Source organism: Pseudomonas sp. 05N433, assembly GCF_056396925.1.
In genome coordinates this window covers 19,159-37,357 of record NZ_JBFTML010000014.1, presented here as the reverse complement: position 1 = coordinate 37,357, position 18,199 = coordinate 19,159, and the positions used below count along the sequence as shown (strand labels likewise).

Here is an 18,199-nt window from a genome sequence, read left to right as displayed (position 1 = left end):
TCCTCTGTTTAAAGACCGGCGGCCATGGCTTTGTTGATCAGCCAGTTCAGGTTCGGGCCACGGGTGCTGTTCACTTCCGCCGGGCGACCGGCGAGTGCGCTGTCCAGCGGCTCGTCAGGTTTGATCTRCACGCGGATATCGGATGACAGGTCTTCGCTTTTCAGGCTGGTGCTGCTGACGATCTTGCCGGTACGGGTCTGGTCTTCGCCGGCGATCTGGAAGCTGACCGTGGTGCCTGGGCGCACGTCGCCGAACTGGCGATAGGAGAAGCGTGCTTCAACGTTGGCTTCGGTATTGCGTGGCACCAGTTGGAAGATCACGTCACCTTTGTTGGCGTATTGACCGTTAGCCACCAGTTGCTGGGCCACGGTGCAATCGCACGGGGAGGTCAGGGTGCCGGTCATTTGCTTGCCGAAGAGCTCTTCAACCTTGGACGGTTGCAGTTGGTTTTCGTCCAGATGGCCTTTGAGTACGTCGAGCATGCTGGTGCTGAAGGTCGCCAGCGGGGCGCCTTTGGCGGCAACGCCGTCAGCCTTGATCAGGCTCTGCACGGTGCCGTCGCGCGGCATGGTGATGTTCATGCCTTGCACGCTGACCAGGCCAGCCTGGGCGTGGCTGACGAAGTACATGCCGTACACCGATTTGAAGATAAAACCGAACGCCACCAGGCCGACCACGAAGATACCGGCGCTGAAGGTCACCGCTTTCAGACGGCCGAGCGCGGTCATGCCATGACCGCCGTCCTTGACCTTGCGCGCCTTGGTGAAGTTGTCGCGTTGCAGGGTTGCGAGCATTTCACCCACGCTGACGATGTCACCGGCCAGGTGCGAAGTAATCAGGTGGCGCAGGGTGGAAATGTCCCGGGGTTCCAGGTTCTGGAACTGGCAACCTACGCGGCCGGTCTGGCGGTCGACGGAGCGGATCTGCAATTCCACGTCCATGGCCAGACCGAGGTTGTCGATGACGAATTGCAGGCGGGCCTTGTGCACATCGCCGACCTTCAGCGGCAACTGACCGGCGTTGAACGCCAGGCCGCCGGCGGAAAGGTCGATGACCCGGGCTTCGACCGGGGTCCGGTCAGGGCCGAAGAAACGCAGTTTGGCCGGAATTTTCACACGGGCGTGTTGGCGCTGGGCTTCGGATTCGTGCACTACGTTGCTGTTGACGGCGGTATTCATATGGGCGATTTCCTAGTTAATTCAGGCGAGTTCGGTCAGACCATCATCAGCAGCACGGCGACAAAGATGCTGCCGGCGGAGAAGGTCATGGTCCGAGACGACCAGGTGTTGAACCAACGTTGAAAGCTGGCGAGATCACGGGTCAGAGAAGTGGGCTGGCGAGTCCAGGATTGTTGATCGAGGCGGAAGAACACGTAGATCTTCACCAGCGCGCCGACGATCTGGTTGTAATAGAGAATGGCCGGGTATGCCGGGCCGATCCGGTGACCGGAACAGGACAGCAACAGGGTCAGGATCAGGCGGGTGATGCCGATCCACAGCAGGTAAACCAGGATGAACGCGGTGCCGTACTTGAAGGTGGCGATGAGCGCCACCGTCAGGCCCAGCAGGGACGTCCACATCGACACGCGCTGATCGAACAGCACCACTGACGTGAACAGGCCGAGGCGTTTCATCCCCAGGCCCAGGGCGCGGGAGTTCTGCCGCAGGTTGTTGCCGTACCAACGGAACATCAGTTTGCGACTGGCCTTGATGAAGCTCTTTTCCGGCGGGTGTTCCACGGTATGGATCGCGGCGTCGGGCACGTAGAACGTGTCGTAACCCAGGCGCATCAGGCTGAACCAGCTCGACTTGTCGTCACCGGTCAGGAACTTGAAGCGGCCCAGGCGCCAGTGTTGCAGCGAGTCGCTTTCCACGTCGGCGATGAAGTCCGGGTTGGTGACCACGGTGGCGCGGAACACCGACATCCGGCCAGTCATGGTCAGCACGCGCTTGGACAGGGCCATGGAGCACATGTTGATGTGGCGCTGGGCGAATCGCAGTTTGTGCCATTCGCTCATGATGTAGCCGCCGCGCACTTCGCAGAACTCGTTGGTGGTCAGGCCGCCGACATTGCCGAACAGCTGGAACCACGGCACGGTCTTGAGCACGACGCCTTCGGCCAGCACGGTGTCGCCATCGATCACTGCAACCACGGCACGGTCGTCCGGCAGGTGGCGGGAGATGGCGCGGAAACCATAGGCCAGACCATCGCGCTTGCCGGTGCCGGGAATGCGCACGAAGTCGAGCTTGACCCGTGTCGGTGGGTTCATGCGTTTCCAGAGGCTCTTGACCAGCAGCTCATCGGACATTTCGACGATGGAGCACACCACGGTAGTCGGCAGGCCGCAGTCGATGGCCTCGCGGATCACCGAGCTGTAGACCTGCGCGGTGGTCAGCGCGTCGATACGGAAGCTGGTGACCATCAGGAACACGTGGGACGGGTCTGCCTCTTTGCCCAGCTTGCGCACTTTGCGCCGCAGGTGCGGGTAGACCACGTACAGAAACAGCATGCCGCGCAAAAAGTGCGTGGCACCCATCGAGTAGCGCCAGATACCGACGATACCGATCAGGAAGATGAAGTCCTTCGACTCGGAGTCGAACGTGGACGGAGGCAACGCCAGGGCGATGCCCATTAATAAACTTAGGTAAAACAGCCAACCGGCGGCCTGAAGTAGGCCGTGCTTTAGCCTGTGCATAATCTGCATCCGTCTCGATCTCGGGCGGAGCCCGATTGGGTTAAGGCAGGCTTGTGAAAACTGGCGCCACCCGGTTTGGATAACGCCAGAATCCCTGTAGGAGCTGGCGAAGCCTGCGATCTTTTGATCTTTCGCTTGGGATTCAAGTGAGCTGGGAAAGATCGCAGCCTCGTTTCACTCGACAGCTCCTACAGGCGTGTTACCAGCAGATACCTTCGGTGCGCTTGCTGACGCTGGTGGCTTGAGACATGAAGCCGACCAGGTCGACCACTTGCTTGCCGTGCGGTGCTTCCAGTGCCAGGGCGCGGAATTTCTCATCACGGTTGCCGAGGATGATCACGTCGGAGTTGTTGATCACTTCCTCGAAGTTCGAGTTGAGCAAGGACGAGACGTGAGGGATCTTCGACTCGATGTAATCCTTGTTCGCACCGTGGACACGGGCGTACTCGACGTTGCTGTCGTAGATGCTCAGGTCGTAGCCCTTGCCGATCAGCATTTCCGCCAGATCGACCAGCGGGCTTTCGCGCAGGTCGTCGGTGCCGGCCTTGAAGCTCAGGCCCAGCAGGGCGACTTTGCGTTTGTCGTGGCTGGAGACGATGTCGAACGCGTTCTGCACCTGGGACTCGTTACTGCGCATCAGCGAGTTGAGCAGTGGTGCTTCGACGTCCAGGGAACCGGCGCGGTAGGTCAGGGCGCGCACATCTTTCGGCAGGCAGGAGCCGCCGAATGCGAAGCCAGGACGCATGTAGTACTGGGACAGGTTCAGTGTCTTGTCCTGGCAGACCACTTCCATCACTTCACGACCATCGACGCCGACAGCCTTGGCGATGTTGCCGATCTCGTTGGCGAAGGTCACCTTGGTGGCGTGCCACACGTTGCAGGTGTACTTGATCATCTCGGCAACGGCGATGTCCTTGCGGATGATCGGTGCGTCGAGTTCTTCGTACAGCGATTGCAGAACGTCGCCCGAAGCCTTGTCGAACTCGCCGATGACGGTCATTGGCGGCTGGTCGTAGTCGGCGATCGCGGTGCTTTCACGCAGGAACTCAGGGTTCACGGCAACGCCGAAGTCGACGCCTGCTTTCTTGCCGGAGCAGTCTTCGAGAATCGGGATGACCACGTTTGCCACGGTGCCCGGCAACACAGTGCTGCGCACGACGATGGTGTGGCGGGTGGTTTTGTCACGCAGAACAAAACCGATTTCGCGGCACACAGCCTCGATGTAGTTCAGTTCCAGGTCGCCGTTCTTTTTGCTCGGCGTGCCGACGCAGATCATCGACAGGTCGGTGTCGCGAATTGCCTCGGCGAAGTTGGTCGTGCCGCGCAGGCGGCCAGTCTCGATGCCCTGTTTCAGAAGTTCGCCCAGGCCAGGTTCAACGATCGGCGAACGACCGGCGTTGATCATATCGATCTTGTCTTTGGCAACATCGACGCCAACGACGTCATGGCCCCGTGCAGACAGGCAACCGGCACAGACTGCACCGACGTAACCCAAACCAAATATGCTGATGCGCATCGCAYTTACCTCTCAGTTAATCAAGACTGTGTTCAACAAGCCATTACATGGCCGGAGTTAATGGTGTTCAGCGGTCATAATGCACTCGCAAGTGCGGCCTTAAAGGCGTCACAATGCCGGGTGCAGGCATACTAAGTTCCGAGTGTCTAAATRAGTGCACTCAAGAAGTGCGTAACCAGGCCTTATTGTTATGACGTGCCCTGTTATGCAGCCGACCCTCTAATCAGAGGACGTTCGTGCAAAGGTCTTGCGCGCTCAATGCCAGGCCAGAAGCCCGTAAATCAAGCGGTTGGGTGCTCGGGTGAGCACGTTTATAGGGGCGCAGCCGTGGCCTTGTAGGGGATATTAATGATGCGTTATCTCCTGTCCTTCATGTGTTGCCCAAACAAGTGATCCATAAGTTCAAGTTAATATGACAACTTCGCTATCGGGACCGCTTCTCTGTGTAAGTTATCTCGTACGTTCGCCGAGAGAATCGTTACGGGTGGTATGAGCGACGCATTTGGACATAGTTCCAGTCCACCCATCGCGATTTCTGGAATTTCTTGAAATATTGAAAAAGATGGCACTGCTTTCATATTGATAGCACTTGCCGTTTCGCCCTTTATATATAGGGTGATTATTGCCTTGGGTACTTTTTTGCCACTACTCACAAAAATTTTCAGTGCCACTACTGAAAAAAATCAGCAAAGTCGAGTGAAACAAAAGTTAGAAAATCGAGTGCTTGTTTTTTGGCGCCAATAAGTCGGCGAAAAGGGCGGGGATTGTTCGAGGATCGAAGGGGTAGCGCACGACGAAGTTGTTGGTGTCGTGCGCGAATTGAGTGCGGGTCTGGTTACTCCGGTGCGTGATCGCGCAGGAACACCAGATTGTCCGGTTTAGACTGTTCGCTGCTGTAGCGATAACCCTGAACATCGAACTGCTGGAGGGCGACCGGGTCATTGATGCGTTCTTCGATGACGAAGCGGCTCATCATCCCGCGGGCCTTTTTCGCGTAGAAGCTGATGATTTTGTACTGGCCGTTCTTCAAATCCTTGAACTCGGTATTGATGATGCGCGCGTTCAAGGCGCTGCGTTTGACCGCCGAGAAGTATTCGTTGGAGGCCAGGTTCAGCAGCACATCGTCGCCCTGATCGGCCAGCGCTTCGTTCAGCCATTCGCTGATCCGCGTGCCCCAGAAGGCATACAGATCCTTGCCACGGGCATTGGCCAGCTTGGTGCCCATCTCCAGCCGATAGGGCTGCATCAGGTCCAGAGGGCGAAGCAGGCCGTACAGGCCGGAGAGCATGCGCAAGTGCTGCTGGGCGTAATCGAAGTCGGCTTCGCTGAAGGTTTGTGCATTCAGGCCGGTGTACACGTCACCCTTGAATGCCAGCAAGGCCTGCTTGGCGTTGGCTGGGGTGAAGGCCGGGGTCCAGCTGCCGAAACGTGCGGCATTGAGGCCGCCAATCTTGTCGGAGACGTGCATCAGCTCGCTGATCTGCGCCGGTGTCAGGTCGCGCAGTTGCAGGATCAGTTCCTGGGAGTGGTCGAGGTATTGCGGCTGAGTGAAGCGCTGGGTCGCCGGCGGTGTTTCGTAATCGAGGGTCTTGGCGGGGGAAATCACCATCAGCATGAAGTCGGCTCCTTTAATCGTGGGGGCGATTCTAGGGGGTTGTCTGTGTTGACTCCAGCTATGGGTGTCATAGGTGATCGGTGGTGTCGCCAGGTTTTGTGGCAGAAGAAGATCCTGTGGCGAGGGAGCTTGCTCCCGCTCGAGCGCGAAGCGGTCGCAATACAGGCGCATGGTTTTATCCAGAGAAAGTATTTGTCGGTTTGGGGCTGCTTCGCAGCCCAACGGGAGCAAGCTCCCTCGCCACAATGAGTTCGGCGCAGATGCGGGAATTTGAACGCTATCGGCTATAGTGCCGCGCGGGTTTTGTTATGGAGACATCCCATTGCGTATCGTTTTTCTATTCTTCGCCTCGCTGTTGAGTTTCGTCGCCCAGGCGGCGCCGGGCGATGTGGCGACGCTGGATCGCAGCACCTGGCCTGAGCGGCTCAGCAACCCGACCCTGTTCGACGTTGCCTCCCGGGCCGAAATCCTCATGTTCGCCCGCGTCCTGCTCGCCAGCGAATCGCTCGATGAAGCAAGCCTGGCTCAACGCCTGGGCCTGCGCACCGTCAATCTGGAGTCGGTCAACCAGCTGCGCCAGCGCATGTGGCAGCGGTTGCTGAGCAACTACAACTTCGCCCAGCAGAGTTGCGATCAGGATGCCTCTTTCTGTTTCCTCGTCGAGGACATGGATACCTTGCGGGAGCAAGCGGCCAAGTTTCAGATCAGCAACGACAGCTACTACATCAAGTGGGCCGAGCCGAGCCGGTTGTTCCACGCCCAGTATCTGGACGAGCAATTGCGCAAGGCCGCGCTGTTCCCGCAGACCAGCAGCGAAGTCGATCGTTTTGGCGACTATGAGCACAATGGCGATGCCATGAATGATCGCCTGTTCCTGCTGACTTTCGACAGCGCTGCCAATGCCGTGCCGGATAACACTGCCTGGGTCACCGAGTACCTGCGCAAATCGAACATGAGCGCGACGTTCTTCGTCCTCGGCAAGGACATCCAGGCCCGTCTGGCTGAAGGTTCGGCGACCAGCCTGCAAGGGACCTATTCGCAGCAATGCGTTGGTGTGCAGGGTTGGGAGTTCCGTTCCCACAGCCACTGGCAAGACTGGCAGGACTCGGTGCGGCGCAGCGCCGAGCTGGTCAAGGGCAAGCTGCCGGAGAATTACGTGCCGCTGTTTCGTCCGCCCGATGGCCAGCGTCGGTCCGATGCTGAAGGCTTCTTCAGGTCTCAGGGTTTGCAGGTGGCATTGTGGGACATCGATGCCCAGGACGGCGCCGGCAAGCTCAAGGGCAGCCAGAGTGCGCAACGGGTGCTGACCCTGATGCTGCTGTGGCGGCACGGGGTGATCAACTTCAATGTGAAGCAGGACGCGCTGAAAACCGCGATGCCCTGGCTCATCACGCAAACGGCGCCAAGCGGGATCGGTTGGGAAAACTGTCAGGACGCGTTTCGCTGAAACGGGGAAAGCCCGTAAACATTGGGGAAGGGACGTTTTTGGAGGAGATTTCGATGCAGGCGGACTTCCGACTTTAGCGGGGTGCTGGCAGTCCGCCAAGTGCTATTGGTCATTCTGAAAAATAAACTTCAAAAAAACGTCAAAGTGCTTTTTTCTGTCATGTGTTTTGGAGTATTACGAAGACAGACCGCCGAAACCTGCAACACAGGTGGCGTCTTCCAAGACTCCGTTTGGGTTGCAATCACTTGAGTCTGAGCAGGTGATTTCGGTGGCCACTTCGAGGCGCAGCACTGTCATGGTATTGCGTCGACTGGCTCCCACAAAGGTGACCGAGTATGGATGATCACGGACGTAGCCCTTCCAACCAGCCAATCCTTTATGTACTCGATACCAACGTATTGATTCACGATCCAAACGCCCTGCTTAACTTCGAAGAACACCACGTCGCGATCCCGATGACCGTGCTTGAAGAGCTGGACAAGCTCAAGAGCGGGCCTCACAGCGTTGCAGCGGAATGCCGCCAGGCCATTCGGCTGATCGACAAGACCCTGGGCGATGCCAGCCCCGAAGACGTCGAACTCGGCGTTCCGATCCAGCGTGGCAAGGGCGGGCCCAAGGGCTTGCTGTCAATTCTGATGAGCAAGCGTGCCGAGCCGAACATCATTCTGCCCGAGCACCTGAACGACAACATCATCATCAACCAGCTGATCGACCTGCGCGCGCGTGATGCAAAACTGCCCGTGGTGCTGGTCACAAAAGACATCAACATGCGCCTCAAGGCCCGGGCTTGTGGGATCGCGGCCGAGGACTACAGTACCGACCAACTGGTCGACGACGTTTCGTTGCTGCCCAACGGTTACCACAACATGACCGGCTCCTTCTGGGACCGGGTGAGTAAAGTCGAAACCCGGCAGGATCATGGTCGCACCTGGCATCAGGTGCAGCTGATCGACAACCTGCCTGCCGTGCACGTTAACGAGTTCATCATCGACGAACAGGGCTTTGTCGGCTGGATCAAGGAAATCCAGGTCGACAAATTGTTGATCCTCGACCTGCATCAGGAGCCTCTGTTGCACCAGGAAGCCTGGGGCCTGAAACCGCGTGACATCTATCAAAGCCTGGCGCTGTACGCCTTGCTCGATCCGGACATTCATCTGGTCAACCTGTCCGGCGCGGCCGGTTCCGGTAAAACCATCCTGGCCCTGGCGGCGGCCATCGAGCAGACCATGGTCAGCAAACGCTACCGGCGCATCATTGCCACCCGCAGCGTGCAGGGGCTCGATCAGGAAATCGGTTTCCTGCCCGGCACCGAAGCGGAAAAGATGGAGCCTTGGCTGGGCGCCATCACCGACAACCTCGAAGCCTTGCACATGGATGACGAAAACACCCATGGCAGCGTCGACTACATCCTCAGCAAAGTGCCGTTGCAGTTCAAATCCCTCAACTACATTCGAGGCCGTAGCTTCCAGCAGAGCCTGATCCTGATCGATGAATGCCAGAACCTCACGCCGCACCAGATGAAAACCATCATCACCCGTGCTGGCGCCGGTTCCAAAGTGGTGTGCCTGGGCAACCTGGCGCAGATCGACACCCCTTACCTGTCCGCGACCAGCTCCGGGCTGACGTACCTGACCGAACGCTTCAAAGACTTCCCCAACGGTGTACACATCACCCTGCAAGGGGTGCCACGTTCGATTCTGGCCGAATACGCCGAATCGCATCTGTAACCTTGAACCACAAAAACGGGGCGACCTCACGGGTCGCCCCGTTTTTTGTGTCCCGCATTTCCTCTGTAGGAGCGAGGCATGTCGATCGGATAATCGTGCGTGCGGAAAATTGACCCGCAGGTTTACAATCGATGCTCCTGATCAGGAGTAACGCTGTGCTGACTCATCTCGATTCCCAAGGTCGCGCCCATATGGTCGACGTCACCGAAAAAGCCGTGACGTTCCGCGAAGCGACGGCCCAAGCGCTGGTGCGCATGCTGCCCGAAACCCTGCAGTTGATCGTCAGCGGCGGTCATCCCAAGGGTGATGTGTTCGCCGTGGCGCGGATCGCCGGCATCCAGGCGGCGAAGAAAACCAGCGATCTGATTCCTCTGTGCCATCCGTTGATGCTCACCGGCGTCAAGGTCGAACTCAGTGCCGAAGGCGACGACACCGTGCGCATCGTGGCGCGCTGCAAGTTGTCCGGGCAGACCGGCGTCGAGATGGAAGCGCTGACCGCCGCCAGTGTCGCGGCGTTGACCATCTATGACATGTGCAAGGCCGTGGACCGCGGCATGACCATCGAGAGCGTGCGGCTGCTGGAAAAACTCGGCGGCAAGAGCGGCCATTTTCAGGCGGAGCAGCCATGAACGTGACCGTGAAGTTTTTTGCCCGTTACCGTGAGGCGCTCGGCGTGGATTCAGTGAAGGTTGAAGGTGATTTCGCCACGGTTGACGATGTGCGTGCACTGCTGGCCCAACGTGAAGGCGCCGAAGTGTTGAGCGAGCAGAACCTGATGTGCGCCCGCAATGAAGACCTCTGCCAGCTCGATGAGCCGGTCGGCGATGGCGATGAAGTGGCTTTCTTTCCAACCGTGACCGGGGGCTGAGCCATGGCGATTCGTGTGCAGCCCACGCCGTTCGACCCGGGCGCTGAGGTCAACGCCATGCACGCGGCCAATGTGGGCGTCGGTGCGGTGGTGAGTTTTGTCGGCTATGTACGCGACTTCAATGACGGCCTCGACGTCGCCGGGATGTTTCTGGAGCACTACCCGGGCATGACCGAAAAAGCCCTGGGCAAGATTGCCGCGGAGGCCGAGCAGCGCTGGCCGCTGTTGAAGCTGGAAGTGCTGCATCGCATCGGCGCACTGGAGCCGGGCGAGCCGATCGTCTTCGTCGGTGCCGCCAGCGCCCACCGTCAGGCAGCGTTCGATGCCTGCGCCTTTGTCATGGACTACCTGAAAACCCGCGCGCCATTCTGGAAGAAAGAAAACACCAGTGATGGCGCGCGCTGGGTTGAAGGGCGCGACAGCGATCATGCGGCGGCGGATCGCTGGAAGCAGTAATTCCTCCAGTGCTTTCGAATACACCTTCGCGGTCCGACTTGTCCGCGAAGAGGCCTTCTGCATCACCCAAAAATCCACTGATTCCCCTCCCGACCAGAGGCTGGAAGATCTGTATGCGCCCGATTGACGGTTAATACATAAAAGTCCAGTATGGATTTATAAGTACAAAAAAAGGCGTTCCCTGTTTCAGCTTTTTCTTCTGTCTTGCCAAACCAACAACAACCCGCGAGAGAACGAACATGAAGAAATTCCCCCTCATCACCGGTCTGGCCCTGAGCCTGTTGGCGTGCAGTAGCGTGTTCGCTGCCGAGAAAAGCCTGCGCATCGGTATTGAAGCGGCCTATCCGCCGTTCGCATCGAAAACCGACAAAGGTGAAATTGTCGGTTTCGACTACGACATTGGCAACGCCCTGTGCGCGCAGATGAAGGTCAAGTGTGTGTGGGTCGAAGGCGAATTCGACGGTCTGATTCCTTCCCTGAAAGTGAAGAAAATCGACATGGCGCTGTCGTCCATGACCATCAATGAAGACCGTAAGAAGTCGGTGGATTTCACCCACAAGTACTACTTCACCTCATCGCGACTGGTGATGAAGGAAGGCGCGGCGGTCGATGACCAGTACGCCAGCCTCAAGGGCAAGACAGTCGGCGTTCAACGCGCAACCACTACCGACCGTTACGCCACCGAGGTTTTCGAACCGAAGGGCATCAACGTCAAGCGTTACGGCAACAACGAAGAAATCTACATGGACCTGGCGGCAGGTCGCCTCGATGCCATTTTTGCCGACACCATTCCATTGAATGACTTCCTGTCGATGCCGCGTGGCAAGGGTTACGCCTTTGTCGGGCCGGAACTCAAGGATCCGAAATACGTGGGTGAGGGCGCCGGGATTGCCGTGCGCAAGGGCAACACCGAGTTGGTCAGTGAACTGAACGCGGCCATCGACGGCATTCGCGCCAATGGCGAATACCAGAAGATTTCGGAGAAGTACTTCAAGTCCGACATCTACGGCGATTGATCGGAAAAAGATCGCAGCCTTCGGCAGCTCCTAAAGAGGACCACATTTCTCTGTAGGAGCTGGCGCAGCCTGCGATCTTTTGATTTTCAGCCCTTCAATTCCTTCAAATGCTTGTACACCGTCGCCCGGCCCATGTTCAGCACATTGGCCACGTAGTTGGAGGCGCTTTTGCCTTTGAAGGCGCCTTCGGCGTGCAGCGCCAGCACCAGTTCGCGTTTGTGGTCGCGGGTCAGCACATTCAGGCTCAACTGGCGCTCGCGCAGCCAGGCATGCAGAAAAGTGTTGATCCGTTCTTGCCAGTCATCGCGAAACAGTGAGTCCGGTTGCGGAATCAGCTTGGTCGGCGACAGGAACAAATCCAGCGCCGCCTTCGCGTTCTCGAACAACGAGATATTCAGGTTGATGCACAGCACTGCCAGCGGTTGCCCTTCGCTGTCGCGCAGCACGCTGCTGAGGCTGCGAATCTTCTGGCCGTCCCAGTTGAGCTTTTCGTACGGCCCGATGTTTCGTTCACTGACCTCTTCGCTGAGCATGTCCTCCAGCGACGAGTCGTCTCCAATTTCCCGTTTGGACAGGTTGTTGGCGATGTAGTCGACCTTTTGTGTGCGCAGGTCGTGCAGCACCACCTCGGCGTGAGGGAAGAACAACGTGGCGATGGCATCGGCAATCGCGCGGAAGTTGTCCATGGACACATTGTCCAGGGCCGAGTTTTTTTCAGGTGCGTTCATACAGTGGAGCTCCAGGCCAGCGTCAGTGCCCCTTTAAAAAGGGGCACTGGAAGTTTGCCGCAATCGTGTGGGCACGTCACCTGAGGATCAGGATCAACCCAGGCGGGCGGGGGAGAGCATCGCGGCGTCCAGACCGAAACGGGTGAGCTGTTCGGGCAAGGCTTCGCCGCGTACCAGTGCAGCACTGGCCTGGCCCATGGCCGGTGACGTCTGGATGCCGTAGCCGCCTTGTCCCGCCACCCAGAACAGGCCCGGTACGCGTTGATCGAAGCCGGACAGCAAATCCCCGTCGTGCACGAAACTGCGCAAGCCGGCCCAGGTGCGGGTCGGGCGGCGGATGGTCAGGGTGGTGGCCTCTTCGATCTGGTAGATGCCCATGGCGATGTCCAGTTCTTCGGGCTGCACGTCGTGCGGTTCCACCGGATCGGCGTTGGCCGGTGAGCCGAGGAACATGCCGGCGTCGGGTTTCATGTAGAACGATTCATCGAGACTGACCAGCATTGGCCAGTCATGGCTATCCAGGCCCTCGGGGCCGGCGAAGATAAAGGCTGCCCGGCGCTTGGGTTGCAGGCCCAGAGGCTGTGCGCCGGCCAGCTCGCCAACCTTGTCGGCCCAGGCGCCGGCGGCGTTGATGATGATCGGGGCGCTGAAGGTCTGAGTGGCGGTTTGAACCTGCCATAGCCCTTCGGTATCCCGGGCCAGGCTCAGCACTTCACTGTCGGTATGCACCTCGCCTTTATTGCGCCGGATACCGCGCAGATAGCCTTGGTGCAGGGCATCGGTATCGATGTCGCTGGCGGTTGGGTCGTAGATCGCGCCATGGACTTTTTCCCGACGCAGGATCGGCAGACGCGCACAGGCTTCGTCGGCGCTGAGCAGTTGCATCTGCGGCACGGTGGCTTTGGCGCTCAGGTATTGATTGTTCAACTCGGCCGGATCGCCAGTGAAGTCGACGGTCATCTCACCGCGCGGGGTCAGCAGCGGGTGTTCGCAGAAACCGGGCGGTGGTGCATCGAAGAAATCGCGGCTGGCCAGGGTCAATGCCCGAACCTGGGGCGTGCCGTAGGCGGCGGTGTAGAGCGCCGCCGAGCGTCCGGTGGAGTGATAGGCCGGATGGGATTCGCGCTCGAGCACAATCACCCGTCCGTGCTGCGACAGCCAGAAACCGGTGGAAGCACCGGCAATCCCGCCGCCGATAATGATGAAATCTGCCTGGCTCATGAACGTCTCCTGATGGGGCGTAAATGCCGAAATTGTTGGGGATCCCTGTGGGAGCGGGTGTTAGCCCAGTAGGCGGTAAATGGCATTGGCCAGTGCGATGTCTTCCAGGCCCAGGCCGATGGAGCGGAAAAACACAGGTCGGTCGTAGTCCGGGCGCTGCACTTTTTCGCTGAGCAAGTCGGGCAGGTCGCCGACTATCGAGCGCTTGTCCCAGCCATGCTGTTCACCGGCGATCAGCATTTCGCCGGCCGAGCCCGGGGTGGTCTGGCGATAGTCGCAGAATACCTGCATGTCATTGAGGCTCTGCGGCGGCACTTCATGGGCACGCGGAGCATTGGTGCTGATGGACGTGATCAGCGCCGGTTTGCTCAACATGGACGGGTCGATCACCGGGCTGGCGGACGAAGTGCAAAGCATGATTACGTCAGCGTCTTGTATCGCGTTGTCGCAACTGTCGGCGAGGGTCAGCCGTGGATCGAGGCTTTCGAGTTGCGCCAGCGTTTCGGCGTTCTTGCCGCGCAAGCTCGGTGAATACAGGCTGATGCTTTGCCAGTCTCGCAGGTTCTTCACATAGTGCAGGTGCGCCTGGGCCACTTTGCCGCTGCCGATGATCGCCAGGCGTTGGGCCTTCAGCGGTGGCATCGACCGCCACCGCCGTCGTCGCCGCGGTGCGTGCGGTGGTCAGTTCACCGGCATCGCAGAGCAGCAGCGGCTGGCCGGTCTGCATCGACATCAACAGCGTCCAGGCGGTCACCAATGGGCCTTGCTCACGCACGATGTAGGGCGATGTCTTGACGCCATACACGCCGTCTTCGGCCAGCACGCCCAAGTAGTTGATGAAGTCCCCGGCACCTTTCGGGAATTCCACCAACTGCTGGGCCGGTTGCACGGCTTGCCCGGCGGCCAGGTCGCGGAACAGCTTGCGCAGGATCTGCGGCACGTCGACTTGCGCCAACAGTTCGCGGGCCTGGGGTTGGGTGATCACGTAAGGCGTGCTGGGCATGGTCGACTCCGGGTGCTGAAAGTAAACTAATTTGTCCATTATGGACTTTTAGTTGTCTCGAGCAAGCTCCTGTTGAAAAAACCGGACGAAAAAAAAGCGCAGTCCGTCTCCGGCTGCGCCTTTTATTCTGCGACCCGTGTTATGGGCGCTTGCGCTCAACCGCCCGCAGTAGATGCGTCGGTGGCGTTTCACAACTGATCTTGCGACCCAGCAGCGCCTCGATGGACGGTAGCTGGTAGGAGTCGTCTTCACCGGCAAAGCTGATGGACACACCATCGGCGCCGGCACGGCCAGTACGACCGATGCGGTGCACGTAGTCGTCCGGGACTTCCGGCAGGGTGAAGTTGATCACGTGGCTGATGCCGTCGATGTGAATGCCGCGACCGGCCACATCGGTGGCGACCAAAACCCGGATCTTGCCTTCGCGGAAACCTTCCAGGGTCTTGATGCGCTTGTGCTGCGGCACATCGCCGGACAGTTGCGCGGCGTTGACGCCATCGCGCACCAGGCGTTCTTCGATGCGCCGCACTTCGTCCTTGCGGTTGGCGAAGACCATCACCCGWTCCCAGCCGTTATCGTTGACCAGGTTATAGAGCAGTTTGTACTTGTCGGCGCCGGCCACTGCGTAGATGTGTTGCTCGACGTTTTCGCTGGCCACGTTCTGCGCTTCGATCTCGACGATCGACGGGTCGGTGGTCCATTGCTTGGCCAGGTTCATCACGTCGTCGGTGAAGGTCGCGGAGAACAGCAGCGTCTGACGTTCGTTCTTCGGTGGAGTCTGGCGAATGATCTGACGCACTTGCGGGATGAAACCCATGTCGAGCATCCGGTCGGCTTCGTCCAGCACCATGACTTCGACCATGTCCAGGTGCACGTCGCCGCGCTGGTTGAAGTCGAGCAAGCGGCCCGGAGTGGCCACGAGGATGTCGCAGTGACGGGCTTCGAGGTGCTTGAGCTGCTTGTCGAAGTCCATGCCGCCGACAAACGTCATGACGTTGAGGCCGGTGTACTTGGTCAGGTCGGCCGCGTCCTTGGCGATTTGCACTACCAGTTCCCGGGTCGGGGCGATGATCAGTGCTCGCGGTTCACCCATGTAGCGTTCTTTGGGCGGCGGGGTTTGCAGCAGCTGCGTGATGATCGAAATCAGGAACGCGGCGGTTTTGCCGGTACCGGTCTGGGCGCGACCGATGGCGTCTTTGCCCACGAGGGTGAAGCCAAGCACCTGCGCCTGGATCGGCGTGCAATAAGGAAAGCCCAGGTCCTGAATGGCGTGCATCAGTTCGGGGGCGAGTTTGAAATCGTGGAAGCGGGTTTTGCCTTCCTGGGGTTCGACGACGAAGTCTTCGAGTTTCCAGGGGATGACCGGCGCCTTTGGCTTCGGTTCGCGGCGTGGTTTTGCCGGTTTCGGGGCTTCGCTGCGCGGCTGTTCAGAGGCAATGGCCGGAGCAGAGGGGGCGGTCGGTGTGGTCACCGGCTCGTGTTTCGGTGCCGCTACGGTTGCGGTCCGGCCAGGCTGATTACCGTCGGTACGGTGGCTGGGGGTATGAGAAGGAGCGCTGGAGCCTGGCGCGAGCTGCTCAGCCTCGCTTTTACCGAACATTTTCTTGAGTGCTTTGAGCACGGTCATCTCATCAATTGGTTAAGGAATGTACGCCGGCCAGTGTAATGCAAGAATCGGGCGCGGCGTAGTGCGATGGATCAAAGGGTAGCTTTTAGCGCAAACGCTCGGCGAGCCAGACGCCGATGTCGCGAATTTCTTCGGGTAACACTTCGTGGCCCATTGGGTATTCCTGCCATGTCACGGTGACACCATGCTGCTTTAAATACTCGTAGGCGGTCCGGCCCAYGGAGTTTTGCACGACGTCATCATACTGACCATGCAACGACAACACGGGAATGCGCTGCTGGCTGGCGGAAAGCTCCAGTTCATCGCTGAATGTCGGCGCATAAGTCGAAAGCGCAAGCACGCCGCCCAGCGGTCCCTGCCATTTCAGGAAGGCTGTGTGCAAAACCACGGCGCCGCCCTGGGAAAAACCGGCGAGAAAGATCCGCGAGGCGTCTATTCCGCCGGCCTTCTGCACTTCAATCAAATTCACGACCCGTTGCGCGGACTCCTCCAACTGCTCGCGGCTGATGGCGCGTGCCGGGCTCATGGCCAATATGTCGTACCAGCTTGGCATCTCGTAGCCACCATTAATGGTGACGGCGCGGGTCGGAGCCTGGGGCAAAACGAAACGGGTAGTGAGCAGGTTTTCCTGTAGCGCTTCAGCTACCGGCAAAAAATCGTAGCGGTCGGCACCCAGCCCATGCAGCCAGATTACGCAGGCATCTGCGGGCTTGACGGGTTGAAGAATCAGGGGCTCGGTCATGTCTGCTCCATTGTTGTGCGTGCGCTCTCATTGTGTGCGAGGTTCGAGTGCGCAATCGGTTGATCAGTTAAGAAGATGTCGCAAGGTTGAAAGTTTTGCTATTGACCTGTCGCTGAATCGCTTTAGCGAGCGGTCTGGTACGGGCTTTGCTATGGGGAACCCTGTGCAACCAATCTCGTGCCTGGCGGTAACACTATCAGTGTATGGCTAGTCGTGGGATAGCAAAGAATCCGGTGATGGATGTTCGCCAGTGGCCGCTACGGGCTTCGCGAACGTGAAAGGGCTACAGCCCGTTCGGCCGATTGGTGAGAAGTGAGTTATCCATGATGTGGATTTTCTCCTACTAGACTCATAGCGACGGTCCTTACGTCGGTTGACCCTAAAAAAAGCCAACAAGGGTCAGCAACGCCTCAAAAGGGTGCGACAGGGCTCAAGCTCCGACACAACAAGAGCAAAACTGGAGGTTTGAATGAAGATGTTGAAATCCACCCTGGCCGTCGTGACTGCAGCTGCAGTGCTCGGTGTCAGTGGGTTCGCTCAGGCGGGTGCAACCCTGGATGCAGTGCAGAAGAAAGGTTTTGTACAGTGCGGTGTGAGTGACGGTTTGCCGGGTTTCTCGGTTCCGGACTCTACCGGCAAGATCGTTGGCATCGATGCTGACTTCTGCCGCGCTGTAGCTGCTGCAGTGTTTGGTGATGCGACCAAGGTCAAATTCAGCCAGTTGAATGCCAAGGAGCGTTTCACTGCTCTGCAATCCGGCGAAATCGACATGCTGTCGCGCAACTCCACCATGACCAGTTCCCGTGATGCGGGCATGGGCCTGAAGTTTCCTGGCTTCATCACCTATTACGACGGCGTAGGCTTCCTGGCCAACAGCAAGCTGGGCGTGAAAAGTGCCAAGGAACTGGATGGCGCGACCATCTGTATTCAAGCCGGTACCACCACCGAGCTGAACGTGTCCGACTACTTCCGCGCCAACGGCCTGAAGTACACCCCGATCACCTTCGACACTTCCGATGAAAGCGCCAAGTCGCTGGAATCCGGTCGTTGCGACGTGCTGACCTCCGACAAGTCCCAGTTGTATGCACAGCGCAGCAAACTGGCCTCGCCGAAAGATTACATCGTTCTGCCTGAAACCATCTCCAAAGAGCCTTTGGGGCCGGTCGTGCGTAACGGCGACGATGAGTGGCTGGCAATCGTTCGTTGGGTTGGCTACGCGATGCTCAACGCCGAAGAAGCCGGTATCTCTTCGAAGAACGTCGAGGCAGAAGCCAAGTCGACCAAGAACCCGGACGTTGCTCGTCTGCTGGGCGCCGACGGTGAGTACGGCAAGGATCTGAAGCTGCCGAAAGACTGGGTGGTGAAAATCGTCAAGCAGGTCGGTAACTACGGCGAAGTCTTCGAGAGAAACCTCGGCAAGGGCACTCCGCTGGAAATCGATCGTGGCTTGAACGCCCTGTGGACCAACGGCGGCATTCAATACGCACCACCAGTGCGCTGATGGTTCTATCGCCCGGTGGGCCAACCACCGGGTGATG

The 18,199-nt window shown here is 58.8% G+C and carries 15 protein-coding genes and 1 pseudogene; 7 read left to right on the top strand and 9 right to left on the bottom strand.

The window, feature by feature from the left end:
* Nucleotides 1-8: 8 nt before the first annotated feature.
* The 4 genes from AC1DIS_RS09955 to yaaA all read right to left on the bottom strand — a co-directional run bounded on the left by AC1DIS_RS09955 (nt 9) and on the right by yaaA (nt 5,826).
* Nucleotides 9-1,178, bottom strand: a complete 1,170-nt coding sequence (locus AC1DIS_RS09955; RefSeq protein ID WP_477780853.1) for a PilZ domain-containing protein — start codon at nt 1,176-1,178, stop codon at nt 9-11.
* A 35-nt stretch (nt 1,179-1,213) separates the two neighbouring features.
* Nucleotides 1,214-2,695 carry a mannuronan synthase gene (gene alg8 / locus AC1DIS_RS09950; protein WP_370741111.1) on the bottom strand — a complete coding sequence of 494 codons (1,482 nt, stop codon included), beginning with the start codon at nt 2,693-2,695 and terminating at the stop codon, nt 1,214-1,216.
* A 199-nt stretch (nt 2,696-2,894) separates the two neighbouring features.
* Entirely contained in the window at nt 2,895-4,211 is a 1,317-nt protein-coding gene (locus AC1DIS_RS09945) for a nucleotide sugar dehydrogenase (RefSeq protein WP_064620187.1), read from the bottom strand.
* 835 nt (nt 4,212-5,046) lie between these two features.
* Entirely contained in the window at nt 5,047-5,826 is a 780-nt protein-coding gene (yaaA, locus tag AC1DIS_RS09940; protein ID WP_064620184.1) for a peroxide stress protein YaaA, read from the bottom strand.
* A 322-nt stretch (nt 5,827-6,148) separates the two neighbouring features.
* Between yaaA and AC1DIS_RS09935 the strand changes: the two genes are divergently transcribed.
* From AC1DIS_RS09935 to AC1DIS_RS09910, 6 genes are all read left to right on the top strand, one after another.
* A complete protein-coding gene (locus AC1DIS_RS09935) occupies nt 6,149-7,273 on the top strand; it encodes a polysaccharide deacetylase family protein (protein ID WP_258612664.1) in 1,125 nt (374 codons plus the stop codon).
* A gap of 335 nt (nt 7,274-7,608) precedes the next feature.
* Nucleotides 7,609-9,000, top strand: a complete 1,392-nt coding sequence (locus AC1DIS_RS09930; protein WP_018927120.1) for a PhoH family protein — start codon at nt 7,609-7,611, stop codon at nt 8,998-9,000.
* Nucleotides 9,001-9,155: 155 nt separating this feature from the next.
* A complete protein-coding gene (gene moaC / locus AC1DIS_RS09925) occupies nt 9,156-9,629 on the top strand; it encodes a cyclic pyranopterin monophosphate synthase MoaC (RefSeq protein WP_018927119.1) in 474 nt (157 codons plus the stop codon).
* Nucleotides 9,626-9,868: a molybdopterin converting factor subunit 1 gene (gene moaD, locus AC1DIS_RS09920; protein ID WP_018927118.1), complete on the top strand. Its 243-nt coding sequence runs from the start codon at nt 9,626-9,628 to the stop codon at nt 9,866-9,868. The genes moaC and moaD overlap by 4 nt, the downstream gene beginning before the upstream one ends.
* Before the next feature lie 3 nt (nt 9,869-9,871).
* A complete protein-coding gene (moaE, locus tag AC1DIS_RS09915) occupies nt 9,872-10,324 on the top strand; it encodes a molybdopterin synthase catalytic subunit MoaE (RefSeq protein WP_018927117.1) in 453 nt (150 codons plus the stop codon).
* A 239-nt stretch (nt 10,325-10,563) separates the two neighbouring features.
* Complete coding sequence (locus AC1DIS_RS09910; RefSeq protein WP_349745729.1) at nt 10,564-11,340, top strand: ABC transporter substrate-binding protein; 777 nt, start codon at nt 10,564-10,566, stop codon at nt 11,338-11,340.
* 86 nt (nt 11,341-11,426) lie between these two features.
* Here AC1DIS_RS09910 and AC1DIS_RS09905 read toward each other — a convergent pair whose 3' ends face one another.
* The 5 genes and pseudogenes from AC1DIS_RS09905 to AC1DIS_RS09885 form a co-directional block, all read right to left on the bottom strand.
* A complete protein-coding gene (locus AC1DIS_RS09905; protein WP_018927115.1) occupies nt 11,427-12,068 on the bottom strand; it encodes a helix-turn-helix transcriptional regulator in 642 nt (213 codons plus the stop codon).
* Nucleotides 12,069-12,161: 93 nt separating this feature from the next.
* The gene (locus AC1DIS_RS09900; RefSeq protein ID WP_477743261.1) at nt 12,162-13,289 is read right to left on the bottom strand and encodes an NAD(P)/FAD-dependent oxidoreductase; all 1,128 of its coding nucleotides are present in this window, start codon (nt 13,287-13,289) and stop codon (nt 12,162-12,164) included.
* Between the two features lie 60 nt (nt 13,290-13,349).
* Nucleotides 13,350-14,292: pseudogene (locus tag AC1DIS_RS09895) on the bottom strand (ornithine cyclodeaminase family protein).
* A 139-nt stretch (nt 14,293-14,431) separates the two neighbouring features.
* Nucleotides 14,432-15,919, bottom strand: coding sequence for an ATP-dependent RNA helicase RhlB (rhlB, locus tag AC1DIS_RS09890; RefSeq protein WP_477780852.1), 1,488 nt, complete (start codon nt 15,917-15,919; stop codon nt 14,432-14,434).
* Between the two features lie 85 nt (nt 15,920-16,004).
* Nucleotides 16,005-16,661: an alpha/beta hydrolase gene (locus tag AC1DIS_RS09885; protein WP_477780851.1), complete on the bottom strand. Its 657-nt coding sequence runs from the start codon at nt 16,659-16,661 to the stop codon at nt 16,005-16,007.
* Nucleotides 16,662-17,130: 469 nt separating this feature from the next.
* Here AC1DIS_RS09885 and AC1DIS_RS09880 point away from each other — a divergent pair, with 469 nt between their 5' ends.
* Entirely contained in the window at nt 17,131-18,162 is a 1,032-nt protein-coding gene (locus AC1DIS_RS09880; RefSeq protein ID WP_018927110.1) for an amino acid ABC transporter substrate-binding protein, read from the top strand.
* Nucleotides 18,163-18,199: the final 37 nt, after the last annotated feature.

What these genes read in the sequence shown, in the direction of transcription:
- alg8 (WP_370741111.1), bottom strand. Translation starts at nt 2,695, where the DNA reads ATGCACAGGCTAAAGCACGGCCTACTTCAGGCCGCCGGTTGGCTGTTT.
- AC1DIS_RS09945 (WP_064620187.1), bottom strand. Translation starts at nt 4,211, where the DNA reads ATGCGCATCAGCATATTTGGTTTGGGTTACGTCGGTGCAGTCTGTGCC.
- yaaA (WP_064620184.1), bottom strand. Translation starts at nt 5,826, where the DNA reads ATGCTGATGGTGATTTCCCCCGCCAAGACCCTCGATTACGAAACACCG.
- AC1DIS_RS09930 (WP_018927120.1), top strand. Translation starts at nt 7,609, where the DNA reads ATGGATGATCACGGACGTAGCCCTTCCAACCAGCCAATCCTTTATGTA.
- moaD (WP_018927118.1), top strand. Translation starts at nt 9,626, where the DNA reads ATGAACGTGACCGTGAAGTTTTTTGCCCGTTACCGTGAGGCGCTCGGC.
- moaE (WP_018927117.1), top strand. Translation starts at nt 9,872, where the DNA reads ATGGCGATTCGTGTGCAGCCCACGCCGTTCGACCCGGGCGCTGAGGTC.
- AC1DIS_RS09910 (WP_349745729.1), top strand. Translation starts at nt 10,564, where the DNA reads ATGAAGAAATTCCCCCTCATCACCGGTCTGGCCCTGAGCCTGTTGGCG.
- AC1DIS_RS09905 (WP_018927115.1), bottom strand. Translation starts at nt 12,068, where the DNA reads ATGAACGCACCTGAAAAAAACTCGGCCCTGGACAATGTGTCCATGGAC.
- AC1DIS_RS09900 (WP_477743261.1), bottom strand. Translation starts at nt 13,289, where the DNA reads ATGAGCCAGGCAGATTTCATCATTATCGGCGGCGGGATTGCCGGTGCT.
- AC1DIS_RS09880 (WP_018927110.1), top strand. Translation starts at nt 17,131, where the DNA reads ATGAAGATGTTGAAATCCACCCTGGCCGTCGTGACTGCAGCTGCAGTG.